At 61.5% G+C, this 16,071-nt stretch carries 15 protein-coding genes; 6 read left to right on the forward strand and 9 right to left on the reverse strand.

The window, feature by feature from the left end; genetic code table 11:
* Window positions 1-48 precede the first annotated feature (48 nt).
* Window positions 49-1,224: a DegT/DnrJ/EryC1/StrS family aminotransferase gene (locus H3L91_RS04620; protein ID WP_007342388.1), complete on the forward strand. Its 1,176-nt coding sequence runs from the start codon at window positions 49-51 to the stop codon at window positions 1,222-1,224.
* A gap of 275 nt (window positions 1,225-1,499) precedes the next feature.
* Window positions 1,500-2,189: an SIR2 family NAD-dependent protein deacylase gene (locus H3L91_RS04625; RefSeq protein ID WP_007342390.1), complete on the forward strand. Its 690-nt coding sequence runs from the start codon at window positions 1,500-1,502 to the stop codon at window positions 2,187-2,189.
* 272 nt (window positions 2,190-2,461) lie between these two features.
* Here H3L91_RS04625 and H3L91_RS04630 read toward each other — a convergent pair whose 3' ends face one another.
* Window positions 2,462-3,427: a peptidylprolyl isomerase gene (locus tag H3L91_RS04630; protein ID WP_007342391.1), complete on the reverse strand. Its 966-nt coding sequence runs from the start codon at window positions 3,425-3,427 to the stop codon at window positions 2,462-2,464.
* Window positions 3,424-5,757, reverse strand: coding sequence for an LPS-assembly protein LptD (locus H3L91_RS04635; protein ID WP_007342392.1), 2,334 nt, complete (start codon window positions 5,755-5,757; stop codon window positions 3,424-3,426). The genes H3L91_RS04630 and H3L91_RS04635 overlap by 4 nt, the downstream gene beginning before the upstream one ends.
* A gap of 58 nt (window positions 5,758-5,815) precedes the next feature.
* Between H3L91_RS04635 and amgK the strand changes: the two genes are divergently transcribed.
* Window positions 5,816-6,820 (forward strand): N-acetylmuramate/N-acetylglucosamine kinase AmgK, encoded by a 1,005-nt coding sequence (gene amgK / locus H3L91_RS04640; protein ID WP_007342393.1) that lies wholly within the window; start codon window positions 5,816-5,818, stop codon window positions 6,818-6,820.
* Between the two features lie 401 nt (window positions 6,821-7,221).
* Here amgK and H3L91_RS04645 read toward each other — a convergent pair whose 3' ends face one another.
* Window positions 7,222-8,037 (reverse strand): hypothetical protein, encoded by an 816-nt coding sequence (locus H3L91_RS04645; RefSeq protein ID WP_040658799.1) that lies wholly within the window; start codon window positions 8,035-8,037, stop codon window positions 7,222-7,224.
* Between the two features lie 160 nt (window positions 8,038-8,197).
* Between H3L91_RS04645 and waaF the strand changes: the two genes are divergently transcribed.
* On the forward strand, window positions 8,198-9,223 hold the full coding sequence (gene waaF, locus H3L91_RS04650) for a lipopolysaccharide heptosyltransferase II (protein ID WP_007342395.1): 1,026 nt from the start codon (window positions 8,198-8,200) through the stop codon (window positions 9,221-9,223).
* Between the two features lie 89 nt (window positions 9,224-9,312).
* Here the strand turns inward: waaF and H3L91_RS04655 are convergent, their stop codons facing one another.
* Window positions 9,313-9,444, reverse strand: coding sequence for a hypothetical protein (locus H3L91_RS04655; protein WP_007342396.1), 132 nt, complete (start codon window positions 9,442-9,444; stop codon window positions 9,313-9,315).
* Between the two features lie 418 nt (window positions 9,445-9,862).
* The gene (locus H3L91_RS04660) at window positions 9,863-10,684 is read right to left on the reverse strand and encodes a class I SAM-dependent methyltransferase (RefSeq protein ID WP_081458608.1); all 822 of its coding nucleotides are present in this window, start codon (window positions 10,682-10,684) and stop codon (window positions 9,863-9,865) included.
* Between the two features lie 211 nt (window positions 10,685-10,895).
* Here H3L91_RS04660 and H3L91_RS04665 point away from each other — a divergent pair, with 211 nt between their 5' ends.
* Entirely contained in the window at window positions 10,896-11,495 is a 600-nt protein-coding gene (locus H3L91_RS04665) for a hypothetical protein (protein WP_007342399.1), read from the forward strand.
* A gap of 298 nt (window positions 11,496-11,793) precedes the next feature.
* Window positions 11,794-13,092: an acetylornithine/succinyldiaminopimelate transaminase gene (locus H3L91_RS04670; protein ID WP_007342400.1), complete on the forward strand. Its 1,299-nt coding sequence runs from the start codon at window positions 11,794-11,796 to the stop codon at window positions 13,090-13,092.
* A 148-nt stretch (window positions 13,093-13,240) separates the two neighbouring features.
* Here H3L91_RS04670 and rfbD read toward each other — a convergent pair whose 3' ends face one another.
* From rfbD to rfbA, 4 genes are all read right to left on the reverse strand, one after another.
* The gene (gene rfbD, locus H3L91_RS04675) at window positions 13,241-14,110 is read right to left on the reverse strand and encodes a dTDP-4-dehydrorhamnose reductase (protein WP_007342401.1); all 870 of its coding nucleotides are present in this window, start codon (window positions 14,108-14,110) and stop codon (window positions 13,241-13,243) included.
* Window positions 14,111-14,191: 81 nt separating this feature from the next.
* Window positions 14,192-14,437 (reverse strand): hypothetical protein, encoded by a 246-nt coding sequence (locus H3L91_RS04680; protein WP_007342402.1) that lies wholly within the window; start codon window positions 14,435-14,437, stop codon window positions 14,192-14,194.
* Window positions 14,410-14,877, reverse strand: coding sequence for a hypothetical protein (locus H3L91_RS04685; RefSeq protein WP_007342403.1), 468 nt, complete (start codon window positions 14,875-14,877; stop codon window positions 14,410-14,412). The genes H3L91_RS04680 and H3L91_RS04685 overlap by 28 nt, the downstream gene beginning before the upstream one ends.
* Before the next feature lie 294 nt (window positions 14,878-15,171).
* On the reverse strand, window positions 15,172-16,050 hold the full coding sequence (rfbA, locus tag H3L91_RS04690; protein ID WP_007342404.1) for a glucose-1-phosphate thymidylyltransferase RfbA: 879 nt from the start codon (window positions 16,048-16,050) through the stop codon (window positions 15,172-15,174).
* Window positions 16,051-16,071: the final 21 nt, after the last annotated feature.

The raw sequence follows: 16,071 nt of genomic DNA on the forward strand, positions 1-16,071 counted from the left end.
CGGAGGCGTACTGGCGGGAATGATGTTTCCAAAAAAAGAAAGAACCCCATGCTGAACACCTCCCTTTCCCCATGGCCGAGCTTCACCCAAGAAGAAGCCGATGCCGTCTCGCGCGTTTTGCTGTCGAACAAAGTCAATTATTGGACGGGCAGCGAATGCCGCGAATTTGAACAAGAGTTTGCCGCGTTTGCCGGCACGCAATACGCCGTCGCCCTCGGCAACGGCACGCTCGCGCTCGATGTCGCGCTCAAAGCAACGGGCATCGGCGCGGGCGACGACGTGGTTGTTACCCCGCGCACCTTCCTTGCCTCGGCCTCGTGCATCGTCAACGCGGGCGCAAACCCCGTGTTTGCCGATGTCGATTTGAACAGCCAGAACATCACCGCCGAAACCATCGCCGCCGTGCTGACGCCGCGCACCAAAGCCGTGATCGTCGTGCACCTCGCCGGCATGCCCGCCGAAATGGACGGCATCATGGAGCTGGCCGGAAAACACGGATTGCGGGTGATCGAAGACTGCGCCCAAGCCCACGGCGCGACCTACAAAGGCCGCAGCGTCGGCTCCATCGGCCACGTCGGCGCGTGGTCGTTCTGCCAGGACAAAATCATGACCACCGGCGGCGAAGGCGGCATGGTTACCACCAACAGCAAAGAATTGTGGGAAAAAATGTGGTCGTACAAAGACCACGGCAAAAGCTACGACGCGGTTTACCACCGCCAACACGCGCCCGGTTTCCGCTGGCTGCACGAAAGTTTCGGCACCAACTGGCGCATGATGGAAATGCAGGCCGTGATCGGCCGCATCCAGCTCAAACGGATGCCCGAATGGACGGCGCGCCGCCGCGAACACGCCGCCAAACTGGCCGTAACGCTGGGCAGTTTTTCCTGTATTCGTCTGCCGCAAATCCCCGAGCATATCGGACACGCGCAATACAAGTTCTACGCCTTCGTGCGCCCCGAAAAACTCAAAGACGGCTGGACGCGCGACGGCATCATCGCCGAACTCAACGCACGCGGCGTGCCCTGCTATCAGGGAAGCTGCGCCGAGGTTTATTTGGAAAAAGCCTTCGACGGCACGCCGTGGCGGCCGGAAGGCCGTCTGAAAAACGCGGTGGAACTGGGCGAAACCGCGCTAATGTTCCTCGTCCACCCCACGCTCACCGACAGCGAAATCGCATTCTGCCGCGACCACATCGCCGCCGTACTGCGGCAGGCCGCGCGGTGAGAAACCCCGTTTTCAGACGGCCTCAAAAAAAACGCAGGCGGCAGACAAGGTAGGGTGTGTCGCCCCAGCGACGCACGCGTTCCATGCCGCACAACGCATTCTTGTCTTGCCGCCAACCCCAAACCGCGTGCGTGGCTTGCGCCACACACCCTACCCAAGCGGCAGAGGCCGTCTGAAAAATCCCCAATGCGCTTTTGGCTACGCCGAAGCTGCGCTTTCAGAAACGTCATCCCCGCGCAGGCGGGGACGGCCTCAAACCACCAAAAGGAAAACACATGAAAACACTCGCCGTACTCACCGGCGCGGGCATCAGCGCGCAAAGCGGCCTGCAAACCTTCCGCGACAGCGACGGCCTGTGGGAAGGATACCGCGTCGAAGACGTCTGCACCCCCGAAGCCTTCGCACGCAACCCGCAGGCCGTCATCGGTTTTTACAACCAACGCCGCCGCGCCGCCGCCGCCGCCGTGCCCAACGCCGCGCATAAGGCACTGGCGGATTTGGAAAAACACTACCGCGTCCGCATCATCACCCAAAACGTCGACGACCTGCACGAACGCGCCGGCAGCAGCAGCGTGCTGCACCTGCACGGCGAATTGGGCAAACTGCGCAGCACCGCCGACGAAACCGACATCATCCCCTGGCAGGGCGACCAAACCGCCGCCGACCGCGACCGCCACGGCAACCCCCTGCGCCCGCACATCGTCTTCTTCGGCGAAGCCGTGCCGCTGATGGACGAAGCCGTGCGGCTGGTGTCCGCCGCCGACATCGTGATGGTCGTCGGCACCTCCCTGCAAGTCTATCCCGCCGCCTCGCTGCTGCACTACGCCCGCGCCGACGCGCCGCTCTACCTTGTCGATCCCAAACCCAACATCACCTCCGCCCGCGTCGAAGTGCTGGCCAAAACCGCCGCCGAAGGCGTGCCGCAGCTTGCGGCAGAACTGATCGCGGCGGCGCAGCGCGGATAGCCCGCGCCAAAGACAGAGGCCGTCTGAAAAGCGTTTTTTCAGACGGCCTCTGCCGTTTAGGTAGGGTGTGGCGCAAGCCACGCACGCGGTTTCGGTATGGGGTAAGGTAAGGATTCGTTGTGCGGCAGGGAACGCGTGCGTTGCCAGGGCGGCACACCCTACCTTGTCTGCCGAGATCGTTTTTCGGGAAACGGTTGGCCGATAGGGTTTGAGGCCGTCTGAAAAAACATTTTCAGACGGCCTCAAAGTCGTTTTCGCTGATGGAAACGGGATTACAGCCTTACGTCGACATACGCGCTTTCGTGCAGCTGTTGCAGAAGCTGGGCGGAGGCGGCTTCGGCTTTTTGCTGCATGATGTATTGGCGCACGGCGTTGCGTTGTCGTTCTTCGGGGGTGCCGCTTTCGCGGGTGTCGGTGAGCTGGATGAGGTGCCAGCCGAACTGGGTTTTGACGGGGCGGCTGATTTGGCCTTTTTTCAGTTTTTTCACTGCGTCTTCAAATTCGGGCACCATCACGCCGTCGCCGAACCAGCCGAGGTCGCCGCCCTGCGCCGCGCTGGTGTCCTGCGAGTATTGTTTGGCCAGGTCGCCGAAGTCGCGGCCGGCTTTGGCCTGGTTTTGGATTTTGCGGATGACGGATTCGGCGGAGGCAAGGGCGTTGTCTTTTTCGGCTTTGATGAGGATGTGGCGGGCGCGGTATTGGCGCACGGGTTTTCCGGCGGGCAGGGTGATGCCTTGTTGTTTGGCGCGTTCGATGGCGGCGTCGACTTCGGCGTCGCTGACGCGGGCTTGTTGGAGGATGGCCTGCTGGCGGACTTTTTCGGCGATGATGCCTTCGGCGGTGTCTTTGCGCAGGGTGGCGCGGCTGATGCCGTTTTTGGCGTTTTGGGCGTAGAGGTTTTCGACGGTGGTGTGTTTTTGCGCAGCGGCGTGGGCGAGGGCTTCGTCGGTTTCGGCTTCGCTGGCGGTGATGCCGCGCCGTTTGCCGGCTTGGACGACGAGGGCGCGGTTGACGAGTTGGGCGAGGATGTGGCGGCGCAGTTCGTTTTCAGACGGCCTTTGGGCGGCGGGAATGCTTTGGCGGGCGGCTGCGGCGGCGTTGTCGAGCTGGCGTACGGTGATGACGGCGTCGCCGGCGACGGCGGCGATGCCGTCTACGTTGCGGATGTCGGCGGCGGAGGCCGTCTGAATGGCGGCGGCAAGGAGGGCGGCCGCGAGGGTTTGGGTGTGGGTTTTCATTTGACTACCTCGTTGGTTTTGATGTAGCCCGGGATGGCCGGGCGCAGGGTTTCGTCGGCTTTGTTGCCGATGTTGCTCAGGCTTTTGAGTTGCAGGGTGAAGAAGAAGGCGTTTTTGTAGTTGGGTTTGTCGCGCTCGGTGTTCCAGCCGGTTACGTAGCGTTGGGCGGCCGCGCTGACGCTCCAACAGCCGCAGGCGTCTTTGTATTCGAGGCCGGCGAGGATGTCGAGGGGGCGGCCGATGTCGAGGGCGTGGTTGTAGCGGGCGAGGCCGTAGAGGTTGGCGGTGATCGGCCATTGCGCGCCCAGGTCGATTTGGTTGATTTTGTCGCGCAGGTAGAGGCCGTTGTCTTGCAGGTAGATGGCTTTGTCGCGGCCGTAGCGGTAGCGCAGGCTGAGGGTTTTGCCGTCTTCGGGGCGGTAGCGGATGCCGGCGGCGATGTTTTCGAAGCGGGATTGGTTTTCGTTGAAGTGGACGACGGTGTAGGCGTTGACGCTGCGGCTGATTTCGCCGTCGGCAAAGGCGATCCAGTCGGAGCGGGTGCGTTTGTTTTGGCGGACGCTGCCGTCGAGTAGGACGTTGTCGTTTTTGAAGTAGAATTTTTGGCCGATGCCGGCGCGCAGGCGTTCCGCGCCGCTGTCGCGGTCGAGGTAGCGGGTTTGCAGGGCGGCGGTGAGGCTGTTGGCAGAGTTGATGCGGTCTTGGCCGGAGTAGAGGTTTTCGCGGAAGAGCTGGCCGTAGCTGAAGCTGTTTTCGGCGGTGTCGAAGTTGGGCAGGTCGTTTTGCGATTTGGTGGGGATGTAGTTGTAAAACAGGCGGGGTTCGAGGGTTTGGATGCGGTTGCGGCCGAACAGGCTTGTTTCGCGCTCGAAGGTCATGCCGGCGTCGATGTTGGCGATGGGGAGGCTGCGCGAGGCGGTGCGCCCGGGGCGTCCTTCGAAGCTGTCGAGGAGGTAGCGGGTGTAGTGCAGGCCGATTTTGGGGCGGATGTAGCCCCAGTTGTTGTGGAAGTCGCGGCTGAGGGCGGGGTAGAGGACGAAGCGTTGGCCGGACTGTTTGCTGCTGTGGGTGAAGCGGGTGTGTTGGCCGTCGACGGTGAAGAGGTTGCCGGCGAAGTTTTTCTGCCAGTTCGCGCTCAGGCGGGGCAGGATGGCGTAGGGTTCGTCTTTGTAGCCGTCGGCGTTGGCGAGGGTTTGGTATTTTTGGACTTTGAGGTGGGCTTCGAGCCATTCGCCGAGTACGTCAGTTTGGTAGTCGAGGCGGGCTTCGCGGTTGAGATTGACGTTGCGGGCGATGTCGGCGCGGTCGTAGAAGTCGCGGTAGTAGTCGTTGTCGGAAACCTGGTTGAAGTCGATTTTGCCGCTCAGGCCGCCACCGAAGTTGTGGCTGTGCCGCCAGAAGGCGGTGTAGCGGTTGTTGTGGCGGCTGCGGCGGTCGTCGGGCATCCATTTGCCGGAAACTTCGCCTTCGTATTTGGGTTGGAGGTAGCGGAACTGGCCGCCAAGCTGCACGCCGCGCGCGCTGATGATGCCGGGGGTGAGGGTGGCGTCGTAGTTGGGGGCGAGGTTGAAGTAGTAGGGGGCTTCGATTTCGGTGCCGTTGGAGCCGACTTTGAGGGTGGGCACGAGCAGGCCGCTTTTGCGGTTGCCGTTGAGGGGGAAGTCGGCCCAGGGGGTGTAGAGGACGGGAACGCCTTTGAAGACGAGTTTGGCGTGTTTGGCCACGCCCACGCCTTTTTCGTAGTCGGCTTCGATGCTTTGCGCGCTGATGTACCAGGAGGCGTCGCCTTTTTGGCAGGTGTTGAATTCGACGTCGGTGAGGGTGTAGCGGTTTTTGTTTTCCAGCTCGGCCTGTTTGCCCACGGCCTGCAAACGGCGGCCGTCGCGTTCGGCTTCCATTGCGACGTCTTCGGCTTTGCCGCTGCCTGCGGTGAGGTTGTATTGCAGCTTGTCGCCGCGCACGGTGGAGCCGCTGTCGTCCAAAATGAAGCCGCCGCCGGCGCGGACGGTGTCGGTTTTCTGGTCGTAGGAGACTTTTTCGGCGTTGAGCACCTGTTGGTTGCGTTCGACGATGACATCGCCCTGTGCTTCGACGCCGACGGCGGTCTGGCCGCGCAAATCGTCGGCGGTTACGCGGGTGTAGTCGGGCGGCAGTGCTTCTTCGCCGCTGCGGCGCACGGCGGCTTCGGGCTCGGAGGCCGTCTGAACAACGCCGTCCGCGCCGCATTTGGGGCAGGTGCTGCCCAGGCGTGTTTCTTTTGCCGAGGCGGCTGAGGCGAGTGCGGCGGCGGCGGCGATGGCCGGCAGTCTGACGAAAAACGGGTGTGCCATAAACGCTTTTTGACGGTTAAAATGGCGGCCATTTTAACTGTTCCGCCGCAAAACCGCCATGCAACGACAATCCGAACTGGAAAACCTGCTCCAAACCGTTTACCCCGGCCGCCCCTTCGAGTTGGCCTTCGCCGCCGCCGACGCCGACTTCCGCCGCTACTTCCGCGCCACGTTTTCAGACGGCCAAACCGTCATCTGCATGGACGCGCCGCCCGACAAAATGAGCGTCGCGCCCTATCTGAAAGTGCAGAAGCTGTTTGACATGCTCAACGTGCCGCAGGTGCTGTATGCCGACGAGGCGCGCGGCTTCGTCTTCCTCAGCGATTTGGGCAGCACCACCTATCTGGCGGCGATGGCGCACGATAAGCGCGAGGAAGTGCACAAAGTGCTGCTGCTTGAAGCGATAGACGAGCTTGTCGTCCTGCAACAGGCTTCCCGCCCCGGCGTGCTGCCCGAATACGACCGCGACACCCTGCTGCGCGAAGCCAATCTGTTTCCCGACTGGTTTGCCGCCAAAGAGCTGGGCAAACCGCTGAACTTCAAACAAAAACAATTGTGGCAGCAGGGCATGGACGCGCTGCTGCCGCCGCTTCTGGCGCAGCCGCAGGTGTATGTCCACCGCGACTACATCGTCCGCAACCTGATGCTCACGCGCGGCCGCCCCGGCGTGCTCGATTTCCAAGACGCGCTCTACGGCCCGATCGCTTATGATTTGGTGTCGCTGCTGCGCGACGCGTTTATTGAATGGGAAGAAGAGTTTGTGCTGGATTTGGCCGTGCGCTACTGGGAAAAAGCCCGCGCCGCCGGTTTGCCGGTGCCCGCGCAGTTTGACGGGTTCTACCGCTGGTTCGAGTGGACGGGCGTGCAGCGGCATCTGAAAGTGGCCGGCATCTTCGCCCGGCTCTACTACCGCGACGGCAAAGACAAATACCGCCCCGAAATCCCGCGCTTCCTCAACTACCTGCGCCGCGCCACCCGCCGCTACACCGCGCTCGCGCCGCTCTACGCGCTGCTGGTGGAGCTGGTTGGCGATGACGAATTGGAAACGGGGTATACGTTTTAACAGGCAGTAAGGGATAAGGCAGAGAGGCCGTCTGAAAACCGGTTTTAACTTCGTTGAAGCTTCGTTTTCAGACGGCCTCTCTGCCGCAAACCGCCCCGCATCAAACGGGGCGGGCAAAAAAAGCAAAAAAAATGCACACATTCTTGCGAATGTGTGCCAAGTCTACAAAGGAGAAATAGAGGAGAAACTGTCAAACGGCTGTTGCCAACCGTCCAACGCCGCGCATTATCGGCGGCGGAGGGGAAGACGTCAAGCGCATATGTTCGGTTTTTGCGAAAACCATCCGTTTTTTAGCAAAAAAAGACGAAAAAGAAAAAATCCAAACACAAATTCCGCAGAATCCGTTTCCATTAGCAACGCAAAAGAGCGTTTCCGCGCCGCTGAGGTTTGGCCGTTGCGGTTCAGCGGTAGCCAACGGTTACCTGGTCGCGTTCGCCCTCTTCAAACCAAATGTCGCGGTAGGCGGCGTAGGTGCTCAGATAGCTGAGCATGTTCACCGCCAGCACCGCCGCCAGCATGATATAGGACGCGATGCCGTTGGCGCGCGCAGTCAGCAGCAGCGCGGGTGTCCAGATGAGGACGAAGATCAGGCCGTTCAGCAGCAGGGGCAGGATGTTGAGAAGGGCGGCTTTCGCGCTCAACAGCACGGCGGCAAACGGACTTTCGTCTTGCAGAAACACCAAAACCGGCGCGAAGCCGAGCAGCATCTGCACCGACACCAGCCAGAAAACCGACAGCACAACGACGGCGAGGGGTGAAGCCGTCAGACCGCCGTCGAGCAAAGTACCGGCGATGCCGAACAACAAAAACGCCCAAGCCGCCGCAAACAGGGCCATAAACACCAGCAGCAGCACAAAATCAAAGATTTTGTTGTCGAAAATCATGAAAAGGTCGGCAATGCCGGGCGGCTTTTCCTCGTATTCCTGCGCCGACGCGGCCATGGCGATGCCGCCGGCTTTGAACAGCATAAACATGACATATACCGCCCCGCCGATGCCCGCCGTGTACACCACCAGCCATTTGCCGAACAGCTCGCCCGCATACAGCACCAGCGCGATGACCGCCCATGCCGCCGGATATTCGCGCAGCAGCAAGAACGCCTCATATACCCAGGCCGCGCCGCGCAGCACGTCCCGCGCGGCGGGTTGGTCGAGCAGACGCTCTTCGGTTTCCGGCTCTTGCGGCGGCCGGACGCTGTTATCGGAAAAATCCTGCATAAATCCTCCTTTTGTTTGACGGATGAAGCACATAAACAGAATTTGGATATTAACACAGGGATACGTTCGAGGCCGTCTGAAAACGCGCCCGAGCCGTTTTTTCAGACGGCCTCTGCCATCCATATTAAAATAAGCCGCAAACACAAACCCGTCAATCAGAATGTCCAAAAAAATCCTCATCATTTCCCCAAGCTGGATCGGCGACTGCGTCATGACCCAGCCGCTCTACCGCCGCCTGCACGAACTCAACCCCGGCTGCACCATCGACGTGTTCGCGCCCAAATGGTCGATGGCCGTGTTCGCCCGTATGCCCGAAATTAGCGAAATCATCGAAAACCCCTTCGGCCACGGTGCACTCGAATTGAAAAAACGCTGGCGCGTCGGGCACGAACTGGGCAGACGCGGCTACGACCAAGTGATCGTGCTGCCCGGCTCGCTCAAATCCGCCGTCATCGCGCTGGCAACAGGCATCCGCCAGCGCACCGGCTATGTGGGCGAATCGCGCTATTTTCTGCTCAACGACATCCGCAAACTCGACAAAACCGCCTTGCCGCTGATGGTGGACCGCTACACCGCCCTCGCCCACCCCGCGCAGGCCGATTTTGACGGCCATTCCGACCACCCGCGCTTCACCATCGACCCTGCATCCCGCCAAGCCGCCCTCGCCGCCCACGGCCTCGACACCGCCCGCCCGATTGTCGCCTTCTGCCCCGGCGCGGAATACGGCCCCGCCAAACGCTGGCCGGCACGCCATTTCGCCGAACTCGGCCGCCGCTACCTCGCCGACGGTTGGCAGGTGTGGCTTTTCGGTTCGCAAAAAGATTTTGAGATTGCCGACGAAATCAACCGCCTTTCAGACGGCCTCTGCACCAACCTCTGCGGCAAAACCAGCCTCTCCGAAGCCATCGACCTGCTCTCCTGCGCCGACACCGTGTTCTGCAACGACAGCGGCCTGATGCACCTCGCCGCCGCGCTCGACTGCAAACTCGCCGCCGCCTACGGCTCGTCCAGCCCCGACCACACCCCGCCTCTGAGCGACAAAGCCGCCGTTGTCAGCCTCCATCTCGAATGCTCGCCCTGCTTCAAACGCGTCTGCCCGCTCGGCCACACCGACTGCCTGAACAAACTCACGCCCGATATGATGCAAAACGCGGCGCAAGAGCTGCGCCGCAAGGAAAAAACATGAACCTGTGCAGCAGCTATCCGCTTATCCTGCGGCCAAAAAAGAAAACCGCCTTGGCGACAAGGCGGTTTTGCTATGGCTTCCGGCGCGGTTTAACGCTGTGCCGACTGCACGGATTGCGGTTGCAGCAGGCTTTCGTTCATTGCGGAAGTATCGACATGGTGTTTGACATAGTACATGCCGCCGAACACGGCTGCTGCGATCAGGAGTGTGCCGATTTTCATAGTTGTGTCCTCTCAAAAAACAAAAACAAAATGTGGGGCGGGAAGGCTTCGGATAATAAACGGGCGGCGTTTCTTTACCTAATTTGCAAGACAAGCGGCATATTTTTTACACAGGCGGAAGACGGGCGGGCAGGAGAAAGGCCGTCTGAAAATGCGGTTTCGGCGCAGCCAAAAACGCTTTTTCAGACGGCCTCAAACCCAATAAACAAACTGTTCCCGCAAACAATCATGCCGACAGGTAGAGTGTGTCGCCCCAAGGCAACGCATGCGGTCTCTGCCGCCCAACGAATCTTTATCTTCCCGAAATCCGAAACCGCGTGCGTGGCTGCGCCACACACCCTACAAAACGTCAGAGGCCGTCTGAAAACTGTAAAACCGGTTTTTCAGACGGCCTCTAATATATGGAAAGCCTGCCGGTTCAAAGCTGTATCCGCAGCATACGCATGTCCATGTTTTCGCGCCCCCATTTGGTTTTATAAAGCAGGCGCAGGAAAAGCGGGTAGCGCGGGCCGCAGATGCTGCTGAGGTGGATTTCTTCGATCAGGCGGCTGCCGGGGGCGAGTTTGAGCACGTCGTTTGCGTTGGCGATGCCCCAGCGGAACTCGGGCGGTTTTTCGCCCATCTGTTTGAGCGCGTCATGGTATTGCGCTTTGCCGACCATTCTTTTGAACAGCGCGTCCATTACCACCTGCGTGCCGGGCAGTTTGCGCTGCACCATCTGGAAAAACGCCTGCACCTGCGCTTCTTCAAAATACATCAGCACGCCTTCGATCACCAGCAGCACGGGTTTGCCGTGGGCGGCGACGGTGTCCGTCCAGCCCTCGTCAAACATCGACGCGCCCAGATACACATTGCCCGACTCGGGCAGCAGCATCCGCCGCACTTCGATCACTTCGGGCAGATCCAAGTCGTACCAAGCCGTTACCTGCGGCCTGCCCATGCGCTCGTAACGCGCGTCCAAACCCGCGCCAAGCTGCACCACCACCGCGTCGGGATGCTCCGCAATAAAACGCTGCGCCATATCGTCGAGCAGCTTCGCCCGCCCGCAGCAGCCGGCCTGCGAGGCTTTGGCTTTGGCAAACGGGGCGAAGTCGTAGTCGATCATTTCCAGCATCCGCGCGGCTTCCTTGTCGCGCAAAAGCGCGTCGGGGCGGCTGTATTCCACGGCTTTCGCCCACAGGGGAATAAGCATGGTGCTGGACAATACGGTTACGTCTTTCGGGGAAATTTTCTCGCTCATGTTTTCGGTCTCCATAATCGGGCAAACGGGAACGGTTTGCATTTTTTCACTATACGCCGCGCCGCCGCGCCTGCCAAGCGTGTCCGGCCGTCTGAAAAAGCGGGCGGTTGCCAAACGGTGCGGCGGGTGGTTCAATCGCGCTGCCCGCGCCTCCCGCTTGGAGGCCGTCTGAAAAGCCGTTTTCCCAATCACGCCGCCGAAAGGAAACCCCATGACCGCCAGCGAACAGCCCCTAGTCGAAACCCGCCCCTTCCCGCCCTTTCTGCCGCCGCAGGCCACGGTGATGCTGATGGGCACTTTCCCGCCCGCCAAGGAAAAGCGGGCGATGGAATTTCACTATCCCAATTTCCAAAACGACATGTGGCGCGTGTTCGGCCTCGTGTTTTTCAACGATGCGGCGCACTTTCAGAGGCCGTCTGAAAAAGCGTTTGACGCCGACAAAATCAAAGCGTTTTTAAACGAACGCGGCATCGCCTCCTGCCCCACCGTGTACAAAGCCATACGCGGCCACGGCAACGCTTCGGACGCGTTTTTAGAGGTGGTCGAACCCGTTGATTTGAAATCTGTTTTGCAGCAAATTCCCCAATGCCGCCATATCGGCACCACCGGCGGCAAGGCAACGGAAATCCTGCTGGGCGTGCAGGGCGGCGGCATGAAACTGCCCAAAACCGGCGACACCGTGCCCTTTCCCTACGCCGACCGCGAACTCGCGCTCACCCGCCTGCCCTCCACCTCCCGCGCCTATCCGCTGAGCCTCGCCAACAAAGCCGCCGCCTACCGCGCCTTTTTCCACGCCGCCGGCCTGGTTTGAGAAACAGGGCAGGGCGGCGCATAATGCCGTTTTGCCGCAAAGAGGCCGTCTGAAAACATCCAACGGCGCGTAGGGTGTGTGGCGCAAGCCACGCACGCGGGAGGACAAGGATTCGTTGTGCGGCATGGAACGCGTGCGTGGCTGCGCCACACACCCTACCTGTAAGCCGTAGGTCGGATACTTGTATCCGACGTTTCCCCGCCGAGAGAACCACACCGCAGACCGCCCGTGCATTTGTCGTCGGATACAAGTATCCGACCTACGGCGGACAAAACCGTTTTTGCAGACGGCCAAAACCATGAAACAGCGTGGCACGCGCCCTCTGCCAAAGCATACAAAAAGGCCGTCTGAAAACGCTTTTCAGACGGCCAAACCCGCCCAAACCAAAAGTCAGACAAAGGAACAAACCATGCAAAACTACCTCACGCCCAACTTCTCCTTCGCCCCCGTCGTCCCCGACCGCGCCCTCGGCAGCCGCGTGTGGGACACCGAAGGGCGCGAATACATCGACCTTGCCGGCGGCATCGCTGTCAACGCCCTCGGCCACTGCCACCCCGCCCTCATCGCCGCCCTCAACGAACAGGCGCACAAACTCTGGCACATCTCCAACATCTACACCACCGAACCCGCGCAAAACCTCGCCCGCCGCCTCGTCGAACACACCTTCGCCGACAAAGTCTTCTTCTGCAACTCCGGCGCCGAAGCCAACGAGGCCGCCCTCAAACTCGCCCGCAAGCACGCCCGCGACCGCTTCGGCGAAGGCAAACACCAAATCGTCGCCTGCACCAACGCCTTCCACGGCCGCACCCTGTTCACCGTATCCGTCGGCGGCCAGCCCAAATACAGCCGCGACTTCGCCCCCCTGCCCGCAGGCATCGCCCACGTCCCCTTCAACGACCCCGCCGCCCTCGCCGAAGCCGTGTCCGGGCACACCTGCGCCGTTATCATCGAACCCGTGCAGGGCGAAAGCGGCGTTTTGCCCGCCACACCCGAATTCCTGCGCGCCGCCCGCGAATTGTGCGACCGTTTTGACGCGGCCTTAATCTTCGACGAAGTGCAAACCGGCATGGGGCGCACCGGCGAACTCTTCGCCTACCAGCACACCGGCATCGCTCCCGACATCCTCACCAGCGCGAAAGCCCTCGGCAGCGGCTTCCCCCTCGCCGCCATGCTCACCACCGACCGCCTCGCCCCCGCCTTCGCCCCCGGCAGCCACGGCACCACCTTCGGCGGCAACCCCCTGGCCTGCGCCGTCGGCTGCGCCGCCTTCGACCTCATCAACCGCGAAGACACCCGCGCCAACACCCGCCGCCAGGGCGCGGCACTCACCGCCGCCCTCGAAAAACTCGGCCGCGACACCGGCATCTTCCAAAGCGTGCGCGGACAAGGGCTGCTCATCGGCTGCGTCCTCGCCGAACCCTACGCGGGCAAAGCCGCCTCCTTCACCGCCGCCGCTCTCAAACACGGCGTCATGGTGCTCGTGGCCGGCGCAAACGTCATCCGCCTCGCCCCCAGCCTGCTCCTCACCGACGACGACCTCTCCGCCGCCCTCCCGCGCCTCGAAGCAGCGGCGCGGGAATGGCTGCGAACACAATAAAGGCCGTCGGCAAACCGTTTTCCGAAAACAATCATGCCGACAAGGGTTTAAGGCCGTCTGAAAAGTGTTTTTCAGACGGCCTCTCATTGTTCTGCCCGACATCCGCCGCCTACCCAAACCGTGTGCCGCCGGGTTGGCAAACGCCGTTTTACAGATACGGGCGCAGGTCGGCGAGGGCGGCCTGCCAGTCGCTCGGGGCGATGCCGAAGGTGTCGCGGATTTTGGTGCAGTCGAGGCGGGAGTTGGCGGGGCGGCGGGCGGGGGTGGGGTAGTCTTCGGTGGCGAGGGCTTTGAGTTGCGGGGCGGCGGGCAGGAGGTTTTGCGCGGCGGCGGCTTGGAAGATTGTTTTGGCGAAGCCGTACCAGCTCAGGTAGGGGTTGCCGGAAAAGTGGTAGATGCCCCAATCGGTGAAGCGGTGGAATTGGGTGCGTTCGGCGATGGTGATGAGGGCGGCGGCGATGTCGGCGGCGGCGGTGGGTGCGCCGTATTGGTCGGCCACAATTCCGAGGCTGTCGCGCTCGCGGGCGAGGCGGAGCATGGTTTTGACGAAGTTGCGGCCGTGTGCGCCGAACACCCAGGCGGTGCGCAGGATGATGTGGCGGGGGCAGGCTGCGGCGGCTTGTTCGCCTGCGAGTTTGCTTTGGCCGTAGATGCTTTGGGGGGTGGCGGGGTCGGTTTCGCGGTAGGGGCGGTTGAGTGTGCCGTCGAACACGTAGTCGGTGGAGAGGTGCAGCAGGGCGGCGTTGTGCTCGGCGGCGGCTCGGGCGAGGTGGCGCACGGCGTCGCGGTTGACGGCGTAGGCGGTTGCGGCGTCGCTTTCGGCTTTGTCCACGGCGGTATAGGCGGCGGCGTTGATGATGACGTGGGGGCGGAAGGCGGCGGCGGTGCGCTCGACGGCGGCGGGGTCGGTGATGTCGAGGGTGTCGCGGCCGGCGGCGAGGATGGTGGCGCGGTCTTGCAGTCGGGCGACGAGTTCGCGGCCGACTTGGCCGTTTGCGCCGGTGATGAGGATGTTCATGGGGTCCTTTTTTTGGGGGCGGGAGCTGGCTGGAAATTGCGGGGGTTGGCGGGTGTCGGATACAAGTATCCGACCTGCGGGCTATCCGATGTGTTTGGGGCTGGTACCGAACAGCATGTTGTGTTTGTTTTTGATTTTACGTTTTTTGTGGCGTTTGAGCACGGTGCAGATGTCGATGGTGTATGGGCGGGGCAGGTAATAAAAGCTGTTGACGGGTTGGCCGGTGCGGATTTGCCCCAGTTCGGGGAGGTCGGGGGTGGCGGGGAAATAGAAGGCGATGTGGAAGAAAAAGCGGTTTTTTAGAAATTTGAAGTCGCTGTCGTACATGTGGGCGTAGGTTTGGAAGCTGTCGAATAGGGCGAGGGAGAGTTGGTCGGATTGGGAGTAAACGAGGCGGCTGCTGACGGATTGGTAAAGCGGTTCAAAGTGTTCGAGGCGTCGCGGCCGTTGAAGACGTGGTAGGGGGCGTCGTCGTAGCGGTGCTCTTGGTGGGGGAACGGTGGGCGGTAATCTTGGATGAGGATTTGGAAGTTTTCTTTGTGCGCGGCGATGTTGGAGAGCATGTTTTTCAACATGGTTTTCGGGTGTTTGCCGCATTGGATGTAGCATTCGTATTTCATGCGGAGGGCTTTTTTGTTGTGGGTGGGCAGGGGGTTTGGTGGTATTTGGGTTTTTTCAGGTAGCCTTTGAGGCCGTCTGAAAAATATCGTTGCCGTCATTCCCGAGCAGGCGGGAATCTTGGCGGGGCTGCTGCGATTTGGTTTCACCGCCGTTTATTTGGCGGCTAACAAGATTCCCGCCTGCGCGGGAATGACGGCGGTGGGGCGGGTTGTGTTTGAGGCCGTCTGAAAGTTGGACTCGGCTCGGCCTCGTTTGTTTTTGGGTTTTAAACCGCGTGCGTGGCGGAGCCGCACACCCTACGTGCGGGCTGCGCTTACTGTGTGGAGTAGGTCGGGCATTTATGCCCGACCTACGGGCTGTGTTTTCAGGTGGTCTTTGAGGCCGTCTGAAAGGTTTGTCCGCTGCTTGGCGGTGGGCTTTCAGACGGCCTCGGCGGTGGTTTATTGCGGGTTGCCCAGCAGCCGCAGCAGGTATTGGCCGTATTCGTTTTTGGCCATGGGGCGGGCGAGTGTGGCGAGTTGTTCGGCGGTGAGCCAGCCTTGCCGCCAGGCGATTTCTTCGAGGCAGGCGACTTGGAGATTTTGCAGGCTTTGCACGGTTTGGACGTAGGCGGCGGCCTGGTGCAGGCTTTCGTGCGTGCCGGTGTCGAGCCAGGCGAAGCCGCGCCCGAGGAGTTGGACGTTGAGGCTGCCGTCTTGGAGGTAGCATTGGTTGACGGCGGTGATTTCGAGTTCGCCGCGCGCGGAGGGTTTGACTTGTTTGGCGAAGCCGATGACGCGGTTGTCGTAGAAGTAGAGGCCGGTTACGGCCCAGTTGGATTTGGGGTTTTGCGGTTTTTCTTCGATGGAGCGGGCTTTGCGGTCGGCGTCGAATTCGACGACGCCGAAGCGTTCGGGGTCGCGCACTTGGTAGGCGAAGACGGTGGCGCCGTGTCGGCGGGCGGCGGCCTGTTGCAGGGTTTGGGTGAAGGATTGGCCGTGGAAGATGTTGTCGCCGAGCACGAGGCAGACGTTATCGCCGCCGATAAATTCTTCGCCGATGATGAAGGCTTGGGCGAGGCCGTCGGGGCTGGGCTGGACGGCGTAGCTGATGCGGATGCCGAAGCGGCTGCCGTCGCCGAGCAGGCGGGTAAAGGCGGGGGCGTCTTCGGGAGTAGTGATGACGAGGGTGTCGCGGATGCCGGCGAGCATGAGCACGGACAGGGGGTAGTAGATCATGGGTTTGTCGTACACGGGCAGGAGTTGCTTGGATACGCCGCGCGTGATGGGGTGGAGGCGGGTGCCGGAGCCGCCGGCGAGGATGATGCCTTTGGTGGTCATGGGGGTGCTCCTGTGGGTTGG

The organism is Neisseria bacilliformis, assembly GCF_014055025.1.
In the GTDB taxonomy this organism is placed as follows: domain Bacteria; phylum Pseudomonadota; class Gammaproteobacteria; order Burkholderiales; family Neisseriaceae; genus Neisseria; species Neisseria bacilliformis.